The sequence below is a fragment of the Streptomyces coeruleorubidus genome (assembly GCF_008705135.1).
In the GTDB taxonomy this organism is placed as follows: Bacteria; Actinomycetota; Actinomycetes; order Streptomycetales; family Streptomycetaceae; genus Streptomyces; species Streptomyces coeruleofuscus.
On sequence record NZ_CP023694.1, the window covers coordinates 3,632,821 to 3,647,964 of the forward strand.

At 66.8% G+C, this 15,144-nt stretch carries 17 protein-coding genes, 1 tRNA gene and 1 riboswitch; of the genes, 7 read left to right on the forward strand and 11 right to left on the reverse strand.

Translation table 11 applies throughout. The features are described 5' to 3' along the window. Positions 1-25 precede the first annotated feature (25 nt). The 3 genes from CP976_RS16740 to CP976_RS16750 all read right to left on the reverse strand — a co-directional run bounded on the left by CP976_RS16740 (position 26) and on the right by CP976_RS16750 (position 1,232). Positions 26-346: a DMT family transporter gene (locus tag CP976_RS16740; RefSeq protein ID WP_150481098.1), complete on the reverse strand. Its 321-nt coding sequence runs from the start codon at positions 344-346 to the stop codon at positions 26-28. Positions 347-378: 32 nt separating this feature from the next. Then, a riboswitch (guanidine-III (ykkC-III) riboswitch) is annotated at positions 379-446 on the reverse strand. Positions 447-501: 55 nt separating this feature from the next. Further along, positions 502-858: a GroES family chaperonin gene (locus tag CP976_RS16745; RefSeq protein WP_010040015.1), complete on the reverse strand. Its 357-nt coding sequence runs from the start codon at positions 856-858 to the stop codon at positions 502-504. Positions 859-902: 44 nt separating this feature from the next. After that, the gene (locus tag CP976_RS16750) at positions 903-1,232 is read right to left on the reverse strand and encodes a DUF3618 domain-containing protein (RefSeq protein WP_150485373.1); all 330 of its coding nucleotides are present in this window, start codon (positions 1,230-1,232) and stop codon (positions 903-905) included. A 95-nt stretch (positions 1,233-1,327) separates the two neighbouring features. Here CP976_RS16750 and bcp point away from each other — a divergent pair, with 95 nt between their 5' ends. The 4 genes from bcp (at position 1,328) to CP976_RS16770 (ending at position 3,185) form a co-directional block, all read left to right on the forward strand. Then, positions 1,328-1,795 carry a thioredoxin-dependent thiol peroxidase gene (gene bcp / locus CP976_RS16755; protein ID WP_150481099.1) on the forward strand — a complete coding sequence of 156 codons (468 nt, stop codon included), beginning with the start codon at positions 1,328-1,330 and terminating at the stop codon, positions 1,793-1,795. A 146-nt stretch (positions 1,796-1,941) separates the two neighbouring features. Beyond that, positions 1,942-2,604 carry an HNH endonuclease signature motif containing protein gene (locus tag CP976_RS16760; protein WP_150481100.1) on the forward strand — a complete coding sequence of 221 codons (663 nt, stop codon included), beginning with the start codon at positions 1,942-1,944 and terminating at the stop codon, positions 2,602-2,604. Then, on the forward strand, positions 2,601-3,095 hold the full coding sequence (locus CP976_RS16765; RefSeq protein ID WP_229875257.1) for an HNH endonuclease: 495 nt from the start codon (positions 2,601-2,603) through the stop codon (positions 3,093-3,095). The genes CP976_RS16760 and CP976_RS16765 overlap by 4 nt, the downstream gene beginning before the upstream one ends. 15 nt (positions 3,096-3,110) lie before the next feature. Continuing rightward, positions 3,111-3,185: transfer RNA gene (locus tag CP976_RS16770), tRNA-Leu, on the forward strand. A 45-nt stretch (positions 3,186-3,230) separates the two neighbouring features. On the opposite strand, the gene rdgB is transcribed toward CP976_RS16770, so the two are convergent. The 4 genes from rdgB to CP976_RS16790 form a co-directional block, all read right to left on the reverse strand. Beyond that, positions 3,231-3,833, reverse strand: a complete 603-nt coding sequence (gene rdgB, locus CP976_RS16775) for an RdgB/HAM1 family non-canonical purine NTP pyrophosphatase (RefSeq protein ID WP_150481102.1) — start codon at positions 3,831-3,833, stop codon at positions 3,231-3,233. Positions 3,834-3,961: 128 nt separating this feature from the next. Then, positions 3,962-4,360, reverse strand: a complete 399-nt coding sequence (locus CP976_RS16780; protein WP_150481103.1) for a hypothetical protein — start codon at positions 4,358-4,360, stop codon at positions 3,962-3,964. 142 nt (positions 4,361-4,502) lie between these two features. Then, the gene (gene rph, locus CP976_RS16785) at positions 4,503-5,240 is read right to left on the reverse strand and encodes a ribonuclease PH (protein WP_150481104.1); all 738 of its coding nucleotides are present in this window, start codon (positions 5,238-5,240) and stop codon (positions 4,503-4,505) included. Positions 5,241-5,353: 113 nt separating this feature from the next. Beyond that, positions 5,354-5,587, reverse strand: coding sequence for a PTS sugar transporter subunit IIB (locus CP976_RS16790; RefSeq protein ID WP_020270294.1), 234 nt, complete (start codon positions 5,585-5,587; stop codon positions 5,354-5,356). Between the two features lie 454 nt (positions 5,588-6,041). Between CP976_RS16790 and CP976_RS16795 the strand changes: the two genes are divergently transcribed. Beyond that, positions 6,042-7,304, forward strand: coding sequence for a PTS transporter subunit EIIC (locus tag CP976_RS16795; protein ID WP_150481105.1), 1,263 nt, complete (start codon positions 6,042-6,044; stop codon positions 7,302-7,304). Between the two features lie 93 nt (positions 7,305-7,397). Here CP976_RS16795 and CP976_RS16800 read toward each other — a convergent pair whose 3' ends face one another. The 3 genes from CP976_RS16800 to CP976_RS16810 form a co-directional block, all read right to left on the reverse strand. Further along, positions 7,398-8,150, reverse strand: a complete 753-nt coding sequence (locus tag CP976_RS16800) for an MBL fold metallo-hydrolase (RefSeq protein ID WP_150481106.1) — start codon at positions 8,148-8,150, stop codon at positions 7,398-7,400. 198 nt (positions 8,151-8,348) lie between these two features. Then, positions 8,349-9,503 carry a tyrosine-type recombinase/integrase gene (locus CP976_RS16805; RefSeq protein WP_150481107.1) on the reverse strand — a complete coding sequence of 385 codons (1,155 nt, stop codon included), beginning with the start codon at positions 9,501-9,503 and terminating at the stop codon, positions 8,349-8,351. Next, a complete protein-coding gene (locus CP976_RS16810; RefSeq protein WP_229875195.1) occupies positions 9,487-9,942 on the reverse strand; it encodes a helix-turn-helix domain-containing protein in 456 nt (151 codons plus the stop codon). The genes CP976_RS16805 and CP976_RS16810 overlap by 17 nt, the downstream gene beginning before the upstream one ends. Before the next feature lie 120 nt (positions 9,943-10,062). Here CP976_RS16810 and CP976_RS16815 point away from each other — a divergent pair, with 120 nt between their 5' ends. Both CP976_RS16815 and CP976_RS16820 read left to right on the forward strand, forming a co-directional pair. Then, the gene (locus CP976_RS16815) at positions 10,063-10,272 is read left to right on the forward strand and encodes a helix-turn-helix transcriptional regulator (RefSeq protein WP_150481109.1); all 210 of its coding nucleotides are present in this window, start codon (positions 10,063-10,065) and stop codon (positions 10,270-10,272) included. Positions 10,273-10,926: 654 nt separating this feature from the next. After that, positions 10,927-12,513, forward strand: a complete 1,587-nt coding sequence (locus CP976_RS16820; protein ID WP_150481110.1) for an AAA family ATPase — start codon at positions 10,927-10,929, stop codon at positions 12,511-12,513. A 1,614-nt stretch (positions 12,514-14,127) separates the two neighbouring features. Here the strand turns inward: CP976_RS16820 and CP976_RS16825 are convergent. Then, entirely contained in the window at positions 14,128-15,144 is a 1,017-nt protein-coding gene (locus CP976_RS16825) for an NAD-dependent epimerase/dehydratase family protein (protein ID WP_150481111.1), read from the reverse strand.

Consider the following 15,144-nt stretch of genomic DNA (forward strand, 5'->3'; position numbering starts at 1 on the left):
CTGGTCAGTGACCGGAGGTCGCCTTTCAGTGGCCGGAGGTCGCCTTCAACCCCACCACGGCGACCAGCAGCAGGCACACGAAGAAGATCCGGGCGGCGGTGGCCGGCTCCCCCAGCACGACCATGCCGAACACCGCCGCACCGGCCGCGCCGATGCCCACCCACACGCCGTAGGCGGTACCGATGGGCAGGGTCCTGGCCGCATGCGACAGCAGCAGCATGCTGGCGACGATGCCGGCACCGGTGAGAACGCTGGGGAGCGGGCGCGTGAAACCGTCGGTGTACTTCATACCGACGGACCACCCGACTTCGAGCAGACCGGCGACGACGAGCAGAACCCAGGCCATGACGGCACCTCCGGGAATCGGGCTGACGGTGCGGTGCGTCGTCTTTGCCTTCATCCCGGTACGGCGCGTCTCGTCGGGGATCCCTCCAACGTAGCAAAGCAACGGCGAAGGGGCCGGTGACACCCGTCACCGGCCCCTTCGCGCTGCTGCCCGGACTACAGATAAAGGCCCGTCGAGTCCTCCGAGCCCTCGAACCGGTCCGCGGCCACGGCGTGCAGATCACGCTCGCGCATGAGCACGTACGCAATACCGCGCACCTCGACCTCGGCACGGTCCTCCGGGTCGAACAGAACCCGGTCGCCCGGCTCCACGGTCCGTACGTTCTGCCCCACCGCGACGACCTCGGCCCAGGCCAGCCGCCGGCCGACCGCCGCCGTGGCGGGGATCAGGATGCCGCCGCCGGAACGCCGCTCGCCCTCGCTGGTGTCCTGCCGCACGAGTACGCGGTCGTGCAGCATCCGGATGGGCAGCTTGTCGGGATGGGTGCTGTGCTCGTTTCTCTTGGCGCTCACGCCCTGAAACCTACCTGTCTTCCCCGTGAACGTAAGCGGTCGGGTCAGCCCTTGCGCCGCCGCATGCTGACGGCGAGCAGCCCGACCACACCGACGACGACGAGCGCGACGGGCACGACCCGCTCCAGCCGCGGCGCCCCCTCCTCGTCCACGAACCGCGCCCGCACATCGGTGACGGCCCGGTTGACCTCCACATAGGCCCGCCCGAGGGTGTGATCGATATTGGACGCCACCTTGGCCTTCGCGTCCCCGACGATCGTCTTCGGGTGCACCCGCACCCCGATCTCGTCGAGGGTCTCGGCCAGGGTCTCGCGGCGGCGCCTGATGTCCGCCTCGATCTGCGCCGGGGTCCTGGTGTCCGCCGTGTCCGCCACCGTGTCGCCTCCGAAGTCGGTGTGAAGCCTGTGCCGCACAGTCTGTCAGCTCCACGGCTCATCGCACTGTCAGGACCCCCGGTTACGCTGGTCCGATGAGCGAGCGACTCCAGCCGGGGGATGTGGCCCCCGCCTTCACCCTGCCCGACGCCGACGGCACCGAGGTGTCCCTGTCGGACCACAAGGGCCGCAAGGTCATCGTGTACTTCTACCCGGCCGCCCTCACCCCCGGCTGCACCAAGCAGGCCTGCGACTTCACGGACAACCTGGAGCTGCTGGCCGGCGCGGGCTATGAGGTGATCGGCATCTCCCCCGACAAGCCCGAGAAGCTGGCCAAGTTCCGCGACAAGGAGTCCCTCAAGGTCACGCTGCTGGCCGACCAGGACAAGCAGGTCCTGGAGGCGTACGGCGCCTTCGGCGAGAAGAAGAACTACGGCAAGACCTACATGGGCGTCATCCGCTCCACGATCGTCGTGGACGAGGAGGGCAAGGTCGAGCGCGCGCTGTACAACGTCCGGGCGACGGGGCACGTGGCGAAGATCATCAAGGATCTGGGGATCTGAGGTCCCTCTGCATCCTGGAACGGCTCGTACCGGATAGGTCCGGTACGAGCCGTTCCGCATTTCGGGCGTGACTGTCCGATAAACGGTTCGTTACTCCGTGCGAGATCACGAACGGGTGGTCGGGGACGGGGTGACGGAGGGGCTCGATGGGGGCGAGTGCGTACACCAGGGAGCGGCTGGAGGAGGCGGCTCGGGGGGCGCGGACGTTGTCGGAGGCGTTGGTGCGGTTGGGGGTGGATCCGAGGAGTCCGACGCGGCGGTATGTGCACGAGCGGATGAAGAGGCTCGGGGTGGACGTGTCGCACTTCGAGCGGGAGGGGGTGAAGTGGACGAGAGACGTCCTTGAGCGGGCGGTCGCGGCGTCGACGAACATGTGCGAGGTGCTGGGGCATCTCGGGCTGGAGGTGGTGGGCGGGCATCACACGCACATCAGCCGCCGGATCAAGGCGTACGGGATCGACACGTCGCACTTCGTGCCGGTGGTCCGCACGGAGAACATGAGGAACAACCAGCGCCGTCGAACCGCCGAGGAAATCCTCATCGAGGACACATCGACGCGCGCCAGACGGGTTCCGAGTACCCGCCTCAAGAGGGCCATGCGGGAGCTGGGCATCGAGGAGCGCTGCGCCCTGTGCGGTATCGAAGCTCTCTGGCTGGGGGAACCGCTACCTCTGGAGGTTGACCACATCGACGGCAACTGGCGAAACAACCGGGTGGAGAACGTTCGACTCCTCTGTCCCAACTGTCACTCGACGACGGACAGTTACCGGGGGCGTGGCAAGGGACGCGCGCAGGAGCGTGTCTCCTGAGCAGGCGGCGAGCCCGACCCACTCCCGAGGAACTGCGCGTCGCGGTCGCCCAGTCCGTCTCCCTCGCAGAGGTGCTGCGCCGCCTGGGCCGGCCGGACAACGGCGGGCAGCGGGCGATGTTGCGCCAGTGGATCAGCCAACAACACGTCGACACGGCACACTTTCTGGGACAGGCGCACAACCAGGGCAAACCGGGAACCATCCCGGCCAAGCGCCCCGAGGAGATTCTGGTCCGGCACGACGGCAAGCGCAGGACCGGCACCTCGCTGTTGCGCCGCGCGCTCGGAGCCGCTGGTGTGCCTGAGCGGTGCACGCGATGCGGCATCGGCCCCGAGTGGCTCGGCAAGCCCATGACGCTGGAGGTCGATCACATCAACGGGGACTGGAGCGACGACCGGCGCGAGAACCTGCGGCTGCTCTGCCCGAATTGCCACGCGATCACCAGGACGTGGTGCCGAGGAGGCCGCCGAGCGGTCCATCACGCCAAGTAGAGTAGGCAGCGCTGTGGGCCCGTACCCCAGCTGGCAAGAGGGCGCCGGTTTAGGTCCGGTGTGTCGTGGGTTCGAGTCCCACCGGGCTCATCCATGAAGGGCGCACCACTCAGTGGGGCGCCCTTCTCCATGCCGTCAGTCAAGCAGTTCCCGAACCACCGGCACCAACGCCCTGAACGCCTGCCCCCGATGGCTGATCGCGTTCTTCTCCTGCGGAGTCAGTTCCGCGCACGTCCGCGTCTCCCCGTCCGGCTGGAGGATCGGGTCGTAGCCGAAGCCCCCCGAGCCCGTGGGCTCGTGGCGCAGGACGCCCCGCAGCCGGCCCTCGACCACCCGCTCCGTGCCGTCCGGCAGGGCCAGTGCCGCCGCGCAGGCGAAGTGGGCGCCGCGGTGTTCGTCGGCGATGTCCGAGAGCTGGGCGAGGAGCAGGTCGAGGTTGGCCTTGTCGTCGCCGTGGCGGCCGGACCAGCGGGCGGAGAAGATGCCGGGGGCGCCGTTCAGGACGTCGACGCAGAGGCCGGAGTCGTCGGCGACGGCCGGGAGGCCCGTGGCCCGGGCCAGGGCGTGGGCCTTGAGGAGTGCGTTCTCGGCGAACGTCACGCCCGTTTCCTTGACGTCGGGGATGTCCGGGTAGGCGTCGGCACCGACGAGTTCGTGGGGCAGCCCGGCTTCGGCGAGGATCGCGTGAAGTTCGGTGATCTTTCCGGCGTTGCGAGTGGCGAGGATCAAGCGCGTCATGGCCCCAGTATTGCCGCAGCCGCGCCCCATCAGGGGCGCGGGGAACTGCGCGACCAGCCACGACGGACCCGCGGTCGAACGTCCACCGAAACCCGGCAGACGAGTAGCCCGGCCCAGCCGGCGCAGCGTTACGGCGTGCAGACCTTGGTCAGTTCGCCGGCCGCGTCCGTGACCGGGCTGATGTCGGGCGTCTCGTCGCCGTTCTTGATCGCCGTACGGACGTTGCCGACGGCCTGGTCGAGGTCGTCGACTGCCTTGCTGACGTCGGCGTTGTCGGACTTGTCGCCGATCTTGTCGAGGTTCTTGTCGATGGAGTCGAGGGACTCGTCGAGCTGCGTCGGGTCGTTCGCGGCGTTGTCCACGGCCTGCTGGAGTTCCGTGACGCTGTCGGCGATGGCGTCGGCGGTCTGGACGCAGTCCAGCGCCTTGTCGACGGCGGCGCAGCCGGTGGTGAGTCCGGCGGTCAGCGCGACGGCCGCCAGGGTGGCGGCGACGGCTGCGGTGCGGCGTCGGCGGCTCGCGGCCATGGAACGGTCCCTCTCGTCGGTCGGGCCGGGCGGCCCGTGTGGCTGGCCGAGCGCACAGGGATGAGCCGTGCGCCCGTACTTCTTCAGACGCGAGTGTGCTCGGCGCGGTTGCCCGTGCCGAGCACCTGTCTTGGCGCGCCCTTTACTTTTCGAGGACGGTATCAAGCGCCGTGCGCTGGTGGGCGGCGAGTTCCGTGCAGCCGGCGACGGCGAGGTCGAGGAGGGCGTTGAGTTCGTCGCGGGCGAAGGGTTCGGCCTCGGCGGTGCCCTGGATCTCGACGAAGCGGCCGTCGCCGGTGCAGACGACGTTCATGTCGGTGTCGGCCTTGACGTCCTCCTCGTAGCAGAGGTCGAGGAGGGGGACGCCGCCGACGATGCCGACGGAGACGGCGCTGACGGTGCCGGTCAGGGGCTGGCGGCCGGCCTTGATGAGCTTCTTGCGCTGGGCCCAGGCGACGGCGTCGGCCAGCGCCACGTAGGCGCCGGTGATGGCCGCGGTGCGTGTGCCGCCGTCGGCCTGGAGGACGTCGCAGTCGAGGACGATGGTGTTCTCGCCGAGGGCCTTGTAGTCGATGACGGCGCGCAGCGAGCGGCCGATGAGGCGGCTGATCTCGTGGGTGCGTCCGCCGATGCGGCCCTTGACGGACTCGCGGTCGCCGCGGGTGTTGGTGGAGCGGGGCAGCATGGAGTACTCGGCGGTGACCCAGCCTTCACCGCTGCCCTTGCGCCAGCGCGGGACGCCTTCGGTGACGGAGGCGGTGCAGAAGACCTTGGTGTCGCCGAAGGAGACGAGGACGGAGCCTTCGGCGTGCTTGCTCCAGCCGCGTTCGATGGTGATCGGGCGGAGTTGCTGGGGGGTGCGGCCGTCGATTCGAGACATGCCGCTGAGCCTATCCGTACATATGGAAGGGGCCCCTCCCGCGGTGGGAAGGGGCCCTCACGACTGGCCTCGGGGGTTCGTCAGGGGGTGAAGCCCGGGACGATCCCCGCGCTTCACATCAGGTCTTCGATCTCCGCGGCGATGGGGTCGGCGTCGGTGCCGATGACGACCTGGATCGCGGTGCCCATCTTGACGACGCCGTGGGCGCCGGCGGCCTTCAGGGCGGCCTCGTCGACCTTGGCGGGGTCCACGACCTCGGTCCGCAGGCGGGTGATGCAGCCTTCGACCTCTTCGATGTTGTCGATGCCGCCGAGCCCGGCAACGATCTTCTCAGCCTTGGTGGCCATGTTCGTTCTCCCTGATCCGAACCGCTTTGTCGCAGTAACCCACAGTTGACCCAACTTTGCGAGCGGTCATGTCGTGCGTGCCGAAGGATGGCGTCACGTCAGTGTGCGACCGTCCGTTCGACTGGTCTACACCACGAGCCTGCCTCTCGACAAAGGGGCAGGGAATGAGTGCCGGCAGCCCCGCCGGCGCCGAGGTCGCCGCGAGTCCTGCCCGCGCTCGCCGGAACTGGCTCCACTGGACGAACACGCGCTCCTCTACTGCGTGATCTTCCGGTCGTCGGAGCGGGCGGAATTGGCGGGTTCCGCTCGTTCGGCCTACCGTGCTACAACTGGTCTACACCACTCACTGGTGGAGGTCGCGCGGTGCCCTTTTGAACCGCGTTCCCCTTTTGAGACGCCGCCGTCCCCCGTCGAACTCTTCCCTGGGCGGCGCCGTGCCCCATGGAGGAAGTTCATGTCCACAGCCACAGCCGCGCCCGCGAGCCCCAAGAAGGGGTCCGCGGTGATGGCGGTCCTGCAGCGCATCGGCCGCAGCCTCATGCTGCCCGTCGCCGTGCTGCCCGCCGCCGCGCTCCTGGTCCGCCTCGGCAACACCGACATGCTCGGGCGGGAGTCGTTCCCGGAGTTCATCACCAAGATCGCGAGCTTCATGAGCGCGGGCGGCAACGCGATCCTCGACAACATGCCGCTGCTGTTCGCCGTGGGCATCGCGATCGGCTTCGCGAAGAAGTCGGACGGCTCGACCGCTCTCGCCGCCGTCGTCGGCTACCTGGTCTTCAAGAACGTGCTGGCCACGTTCACCGACCCGAACCTGCCCCAGGTGGCGACGGCCGTCGACGGCAAGGTCGTCATGACGGACGCGCCGGTGGACGCCAAGGTGCTCGGCGGTGTGGTGATGGGCCTCGTCGTCGCCCTGCTCTACCAGCGCTTCTACCGCACCAAGCTGCCCGACTGGGCGGGCTTCTTCGGCGGTCGCCGCCTGGTCCCGATCCTCGCCGCCTTCGCGGGCCTGGTCATCGGCATCGTCTTCGGTTACATATGGCCGGTCCTCGGTACGGCCCTGCACAACCTCGGCGAGTGGCTGGTGGGCTCCGGAGCCGTCGGCGCGGGCATCTTCGGCGTCGCCAACCGCGCGCTGATCCCGATCGGCATGCACCACCTGCTGAACTCCTTCCCCTGGCTCCAGGCCGGCACCTACGAGGGCAAGAGCGGTGACATCGCCCGGTTCCTGGCGGGCGACCCGAGCGCCGGCCAGTTCATGACCGGTTTCTTCCCGATCATGATGTTCGCCCTGCCGGCCGCCTGCCTGGCGATCGTGCACTGCGCCCGGCCCGAGCGCCGCAAGGTCGTCGGCGGCATGATGTTCTCCCTCGCGCTGACCTCGTTCGTCACGGGCGTCACCGAGCCGATCGAGTTCACCTTCATGTTCATCGCCCCGGTGCTGTACGCGATCCACGCCGTGCTCACCGGTGTCTCGATGGCGCTGACCTGGGCCCTGGGCATGAAGGACGGCTTCGGCTTCTCGGCCGGCGCGGTGGACTTCTTCCTGAACCTGGGCATCGCGACCAACCCGTGGGGCCTGGCCCTGGTGGGTCTGTGCTTCGCGGCGGTCTACTACGTGGTCTTCCGCTTCGCGATCACCAAGTTCAACCTGCCGACGCCGGGCCGCGAGTCCGACGAGGAACTCGCGGAGCTCCAGAAGGCGGAGGCGAAGTAGGACCTGACCCGGCGGCAGGCCCCGCACACGCTGAAGGCCCCGGAACCGCTTCGGTTCCGGGGCCTCGTCGTGCTCGGGTGCGGGACAGCCCCGTCAGACCTCGTACGTCTGCCGCGGTGCCGCGAGGTCCACGGGACCGTCGTAGACCGCGCGGGCGTCGGCCAGGTTGACCTGGGGGTCCGTCCACGGCGGGATGTGCGTGAGGACCAGCCGCCGGGCACCTGCCCGGGCCGCCGTCTCGCCCGCCTCGCGGCCGTTGAGGTGCAGGTCGGGGATGTTCTCCTTGCCGTGCGTGAACGCCGCCTCGCACAGGAACAGGTCGGCGTCCCGGGCGAGTTCGTCCAGGGCGGGGCTCAGGCCGGTGTCGCCGGAGTACGTCAGGACCTTGCCGTCGTGTTCGACGCGGATGCCGTACGCCTCCACGGGGTGGGCCACGCGCTCGGTGTGCACCGTGAACGGGCCGATCTCGAAGGTGGACGGCTTGACCGTGTGGAAGTCGAAGACCTCGCTCATGGAGGAGGCGGAGGGGGTGTCCGCGTAGGCGGTGGTCAGCCGGTGTTCCGTGCCTTCCGGTCCGTAGACGGGGAGCGGATCGCAGCGGCCGCCGTCGTGGCGGTAGTAGCGCGCGACGAAGTACGCGCACATGTCGATGCAGTGGTCGGCGTGCAGGTGGCTGAGGAAGATCGCGTCGAGGTCGTAGAGACCGCAGTGGCGCTGCAACTCGCCCAGGGCACCGTTGCCCATGTCGAGAAGCAGCCGGAAGCCGTCGGCCTCGACGAGGTAGCTCGAGCAGGCCGATTCCGCGGACGGGAACGACCCCGAGCAGCCGACGACGGTGAGCTTCATGAAGCAGAAACCTCCGCTGGCGGGATAAGTCTGAGAGGGGCGTCGGGGGTCGTGCGGTGCGTCGAGCGTAAGGCGCAAAACCTCCGGTCGCTCCTCCGCCAAGGGCCGTTGTGGGCGAACTCACCTGTGCGCCGCTGCCATCCGGGCTACCAGGCGTTCAACTGTTCGGCCATGATCCGAGGGCACATCGAGGGCACATCAGGCAGCCTCGTGCAGGAACTCCTCAACCGCCTCGCGGGTGTCCTCATCCTCGTCCGGGAACAGGTGTGCGTAGATCGCCATCGCCACGGCCACCGTGTCGCCCAGCCGCGCCGCCACGGTCTTCGGTCCCTTACCGTGCCTGATCAGGACGCTTGCATACGTGTGCCTCAGAGCGTGCAGCCTGGTGCCCTTCGGCAGCCCGGCTGCCCTGACCGCCGGACGCCACACGTTGCCGGCGAAGTGATCCGCGTTGACGGGGCCCGCGAACACGAAGTCGTCCTGGCCGGCCGGGTACGCCTTCAGGTGAGCGGCCAGGGAATCGATGACGCTCTGCGGTACGGGCACCGTCCTATAGGAACGCTTCGTCTTGGGCGGGCATACGACCACGCCGGGATACGCCCGCTGAACCTGCTGTTCGACCTTCACCGTACGACGGAGGAAGTCGATGTGCCTGACCTGGAGGCCGAAGAGTTCTCCGGCCCGCAGCCCGCTTCCGGCCGCGAGGATGACCAGCGCCCGGTACTTGTCCGGCATGGCGTCGGCGAGCTTGTGGACATCCGCTGAGGTGAGCGGGGTGACCTCGTCGTGAGGGACCCCTGCGGCCTTGAGGCCAGCACAGGGTGATGTCGGCATCAACTGGTCGCGCACAGCCGCGTTGAACACGGCGGTGACCTTCTGCTGCACCTTCCTGGCCGTACGAGGAGCCAGGCCGTTCACTCGGACGAGGCCGGTCAGCCAGGCTTGCAGCTCACTCTGCCTGATCGATGTCAGCCGCCGGGGACCGAACGCCGGATACACGTACAGTCGCAGGACGGCCTCGACGTCCCGCGCCGTGGTCGCCCTATGCGGCTGCGCCTTGCGCCACCGCTCGGCGTACTCACGGAAGGTGATCCGCAACTCGCCGGGATGGACGTACTGGCCCTTGTCCAGGTCCATGACGATCTCGGCCGCCCTGCGCTCCGCCTGTGGCTTCGTTGTGAAGTTCTCCTTCACCTGCCTCCGGTCCGGATCGCGGTAGCGGACCTGCCACCGCTTCCCCTTACCGTGGTCGGCGGACGGAGCAAGCAGCTTCGTACGGCTGCTGTGCTCGGTGCACGACTCCGCGCTCTTCGAAGGCCGGGACCGATGCCAGCGATCAACTACCTGGGCCATCACCCTCATCTTCAATCTCTGTTGTTGCGTTCGGCTGGGCGAACTCGACGGATTTGATGGACTTCTCGGTCAGGTAGGGACGGTTCATGGCCACCCACTGGAAGCGCCCGATCCCGCTCTCCTCGATTCCGTCCACAACGAGCTGGGTGTCGCCGTGCATCCACATCCACGTGAGGCTCCAGGCGTGCGCCAAGAGCCGCGGCGCCAGACGGACTCCCTGGCCAGAGTCAGCTGCAGGCAGCATCAATGTGACAGGAGACACATCCAGCGCAGCAGCCAAGGCAACCAGTTCATCAACGGTGACCCGCCGCTTCTGCCTCTCGATCTTGGTGATGGTTGAGGCGCTCATCGGCACACCCAATGCACTCACGGTTTCGGCCAGTTCTTCGGTTGTCTGGCGGCGAAGGCGCTTCACATTGATCGCCACCTGCTCACCCACGGGCCCACGCTCTGCGTATCGCCTCTGCTTTTCTGCCACATAAGCAAAATTCCATACTCCTTGGCATTTTACAAGCCCAGCGTGCATGCTGGGCGCGTAGATGCCTCTTAGGGAGCATGCATGCCTGACAAGCCGAAGTTGATGACACGCAACGAAGTAGCCGAGTACCTGGGGGTTCCCGTAGCAACGCTCGCCCAGTGGAGCTATCGGGGAATCGGACCCAAGTCGATCAAGGTCGGGCGACACCGCCGCTATCGCCCAGAGGATGTCGAGGTATGGCTCGACGAGCAGCAGGCCCTCCCGGAGGGCGGTCGCCGCAATGCCGCATGAGAAGTGGAGCCCCAGGAGCGGTGACACCGAGCGCACACTGATTCCGGACAACTGCCGCTTGTGTGACGCCCTCGTCCCGGACGGGGACGCTGCGGGCGTCGTTCAAGGCACGGGTCGGCACGGCTCGGTGCAGTACCCCGTATGCGAGGACTGCCAGACGCCCGAGTTCCATGCCTACCTGGATGAGCTGTGGGCGTTCTGGAAGGGAGGCGGTGGCCCCCAATGCCGCATGAGATGAGCAGCTCTCGGAGCGGTGACCCCGAGGGCTACCAGATGGGATACGACCTCACCGCAACTCGGCTGGAAGGAGAAAGTGCCCTGGTCATACAGCCGACCATTCCTGACTCCGCCCCCGACGCGCTCAAGAACGCGCTCGCAGTCCGCCGGGCCGCCAACCTGCACTGGAAGTGCCCCGACTGCGGGGCCCAACCTCAGATGCCGAACCACAAGCAGCAGCGAGCCCTGCCCCGGGCCGGGAAGGCAATACCGGCGATCTTCCTCCACAAGGACGGATGCGGATGCCTGACTGACGACGAAGGTGATGCTGCATGAGCCCCTTCAGTCAGCCCCCCAGCGACCTCAGGCGGAGGCTCCGCAGCAGGAGTCGGCCCAGGCCCCGGGGGACGTCGCCGGGCGGAATCCCGGGGAACGCCGATGTCTAAGTTCAGTCAGCCTGCGCCCGACGCCGACGCCGACGCCGACGAGGCCACCATCCCCGGCCAGGGTGGTGAGACGTGCCCGCTGCACAACCAGTACCTCCCCTGCAGGCACCGCTCCCACTCAGCCGGCACCGAGGCCTCGAAGCAGGAGCAGAGGCCGGAGCCCTGGGAAGAGATCGGCTGGCCCCGCGAAGCGTGGGACGCCTTCGCATGGGGCATAGCGATGACCGCCGACCCGACGTTCACTAGCGCGCGCATGACCGATGTCTTCGGCCTCAACGAAGAGAGCAACCCGAGGGGGGCGGTCAAGCAGGCATTCATCAAGCAGATGCAGAGCTGCCGCGACGACCTGAAGGCGTCCGACGACGACGAGATCAAGGCGCAGGAGAAGGCCGACGCCGAGGCCCGCCGCCGTGACGCGGCCCGCGAAAAGGTCAAGCGGGAGAAAATGGAGCGTCGGCTGTCGGGTGAGCTGGACGCAGCCGCCCAGTGCTTCCTGGATGCCTTCGAGTCCGACGGACTCATGGGCGTCGACGCGATGCTCTCGGTGAAGCGCCCCGAGGCGCTGATCGACGGTCTCCTCTACACGGACTCCCTGGCGTGGCTGGCAGGTCCCTCAAACACGTACAAATCGTTCCTAGCTCTGGACATCGCGGCGAGGGCCGCCTTCGGGATGACGTACCACGGTGACGACCGGCCGATGGCGATCGTCGCGTCCTTGGTGATCGTCGCCGAGGGCGCCGGGGCGTACGGCGACCGCATCCGCGCGTGGGAGCGGAAGAACGGCCGGAAGATTCCCCGCGATCAGGTCATGTTCTACCCGAGGGCCGTCCAGCTCTCCGACTTGGTCGTGGAGATGCCCGCGCTGCTGGCCCATGTGAAGCGCCAGAGGGAGCAGGGCACCGGCTACGGGCTGATCATCTTCGACACGCAGGCTATGTGCACCGTCGGCGTGAGCGAGAACGACAACACGGAGATGGGCGTGGTCATGAACGTCCTGCACCAGCTCCGTGAAGCCACCGGCGCGTGCATCCTCCTCGTCCACCACTTCGGTGCCGATGACGCGAAGGGGATGCGCGGCGCCACCGCCATCTACGCCGCCGCGACCACCGTGATCGCGGTGAAGCGAAAGGACGACCTGAAGGTGGTGCTCTCGACCAGGGCTCCGAAGGGGAAGCAGAAGGACGCCGAAGCCATGGACGCCTTCCTGCTGGACCTGGAGAAGGTAGGCGATGCGGAGCAGGGCTGGAGCTCTCTCGCACCGACCAGAGCGACCCACAGCGGCTCCAAGGTGCAGCACACGCCCGAGGTCAACGCCCGCCAGCTCCTCATCCTGTCCATCCTGGCCGCTACCGATGAGGTCGGCGGTCTGGGGGTGTCGGCCATCGCCCGGCACGTGACTGAGGAGGAGGGGCCGAACCCGAAGACCGCCAAGCCATGGGCCCCCTCGACCACCGCGTCGTGGATGGACACGCTCGTCCGCAAGGACCTCGTGAAGAAGACCGGCACGAGCTACACCATCACCGACATCGGTAAGGACGCTCTCACCGATGGCCCGATCGGTGAAGACAACGACAGGTGATCCGGCTTCGTCCCTGCTCCCTTCGTGCCTTCGTGTTCGCCTTCGCTTCGCCCTCTACTACGTAGAGAGGCGGCGCAATAGCGAAGGGGGCGGCGCAGGATAGCGAAGGAAAGCGAAGGCGATAGCGATGATCTTGACCTCACCACGTACACCACGGGTACGGGCACTGGGCAGCCCCGAGGCATCAGCACGGCGGTTGCCGCTGCGCCGGGCAGTCATCGGTGGCGCGGGCTGTCGTCAGCGTCGGCGCCGGAACAGTTCCGCACCATCACTCGTGACAGCGTGCCCCGTTCGCTGGGAGCTGCGCGTCGGAGACTCTGAGACCCACGGCGAAATACAGGGGGCGGGTAACCTCGAACAGGAGGTCGTCGACGTCGCGGTCAAATCCCATCCCGACCATCCATGAGCACGAGCGCCTTCTCGCAGAGGCCGGTTTCGTCTCCGCCCTGAACCCCGACTACGACCCCGAGGACGGTCAAGGCTGGAACAGGGGTAGCGCAGAGACGCAAGAGCGACGCCCTTTCTCGTCGCCCTCTCGCACCTCCGTAACCCCAGTTGCCCAAGTCACGCTCACTCGTGCTTGGCGTGTGTGCTCACCACTGCGCCTCGCTTGAGGTGCGAGAGTGCACAGTCTATTTCTTTATTGATGTGAGTACCTGCACCAGCAGCGACAGTGTCACTGACCAATAGACCTGCCACTGACATGGTGACTGCAGACCCTGTCCACCATACTTGTTCCTTTCCCTTACTCTCACCCTTCCCGCTTTGCTCAATATTCATTAGGCTTTGCATTGCAGCCACCAGAACAGCTTGGAATTTTCTTGCCTCGATCGAGATTTGCTCTCCAACTCAAAGTCTTCGCTATTGATCTGCTGAAGATGACTTACTTTAGCTGACACTAAAGTATTATTAAGTCATTTCGATCGAATTATATTTCATTACTCATTGCGCAGACTGGCCGAGTAGCGCCTCTGTGCGTCAGTAGTAGACTTCGTCCGTTGCTGTCCGTAGGTGACCAGTCTCGCGAGAGCCTCTCGACGCCATTCCTGCCCGCCTTCAGTCCTACCTGCCTACGCAACACACCAGCGATACAGTCCGTCTACTGCCGCCGCAGCGCTTGGCCTACTCCTCTGGCCTCCTCTAAGGTGCACGGAGCAACAGCGAGGCCTGCGCAGTAGACATTCGTTCTGCATGTCTCGCAACTCCCGCAGAAGCGCGTCGCGTGAGCCGATTCCATAGATGCTCAACATCAACAAGGAGCACACGCATCGATTTCTCCCTGCCACAAAGCGTCTGCTCGCTGTCCAGAGAGCTGGAGCTGTACACCCTCGATGGGCCCTGAGCTAAGCTCGACCGCTCATGTACCCGCCGATCGCGCCCATGGCCGCGCCCACCAAGCCAGCCTCTGCCCACCCTGGCCATCCATGGCGAAGGGTTATGCCAGTCAGCCATGGGGGGGTGGGGGCCCTACGGGGGCGCATGGGCGCGGGTGACCCCGCCTCGACCACTTTTCTCCCCGCTATGAAATTTGCACCGCCGTGGGCGGACCGGTCGGCTCGCACTGCGTCGACAGGAGACGTCACACGCAAATCGTCAGGGCCCCGATTGTGTGGTTCATCGCGTAGTCGAAGGTGATGCCGTGCTGCGGATTGGTGAAGCACAGCAAGCCGCCTCGACCGGTGTTGCTGATGGCTGCATTCGTGGGCCAGTGCGGAGCCAATTGGCTGTTGCTGATATTCCTTCCTTTAGCGGTATGGGCGTGATCGTCGGGAAGAGCGCTCGAAGGCGACTGCCGTCAGCCTGTGAGTGAGGGACATCACCGACGCGGTCGGCTGTGTGGTCCGGGAGAGCACGGAACCCGGTTGCGGCCTCGATCTCGGGGATCAGGTCCAGGAGGGACGTTCGCGTACCGAAGGCCAGGTTCACTGGCCAGGGTTCGACGACTCGGCGCAGGAGGGCGTCGGTGAGGACCTCGCAGACCGTGCCCACGTACGTGAAGTCGCGTGTCTGAGTGCCGTCACCGTGCACGGTCAGGGGGCGTCCGTTGAGCGTAGCGCTGATCCACTTCGGTATGACCGCGGCGTAGGGGTGGTCGGCGCGCTGGCCGGGCCCGTAGACGTTGAAGAAGCGGAAGGGCAATACCGGGAGGCCGAAACTGTAGTGGTACGCGCCCAAGTACGCCTCCGTGGCGAGTTTGGTGACCGCGTACGGGCTCATCGGGGCGGTGGTGAGGTCTTCGTGCTTCGGGAGGTGCGGGTTCGCCCCGTAGACGGATGACGAGGAGGCGGCGATCACGTGCAGGTTGCCGGCTCGGCGGGCTGCTTCGAGGACCTGGACGGTTCCGGTCACATTGGCATGGTGGCTGGCCAGGGGGTCTTTCACGGAGCGAGGAACGGACGGCAGGGCGGCGAGGTGGACGATGGCGTCGGCGCCATGAAATGCCTGCTTCAGGAGCGCGGCGTCCTGGATGTCGCCCTCGAAGAAGTCGAGGTTGAGACCCGCGATGTTCTCCTTGCGGCCGGTGGAGAGGTTGTCGATCACCCGGAGCGGGCTGATCTCGGGGCGCCTCATCAGGGTCCGGGCCAGGTTGCTGCCGATGAATCCGGCGCCGCCGGTGATCACGATCTTCAC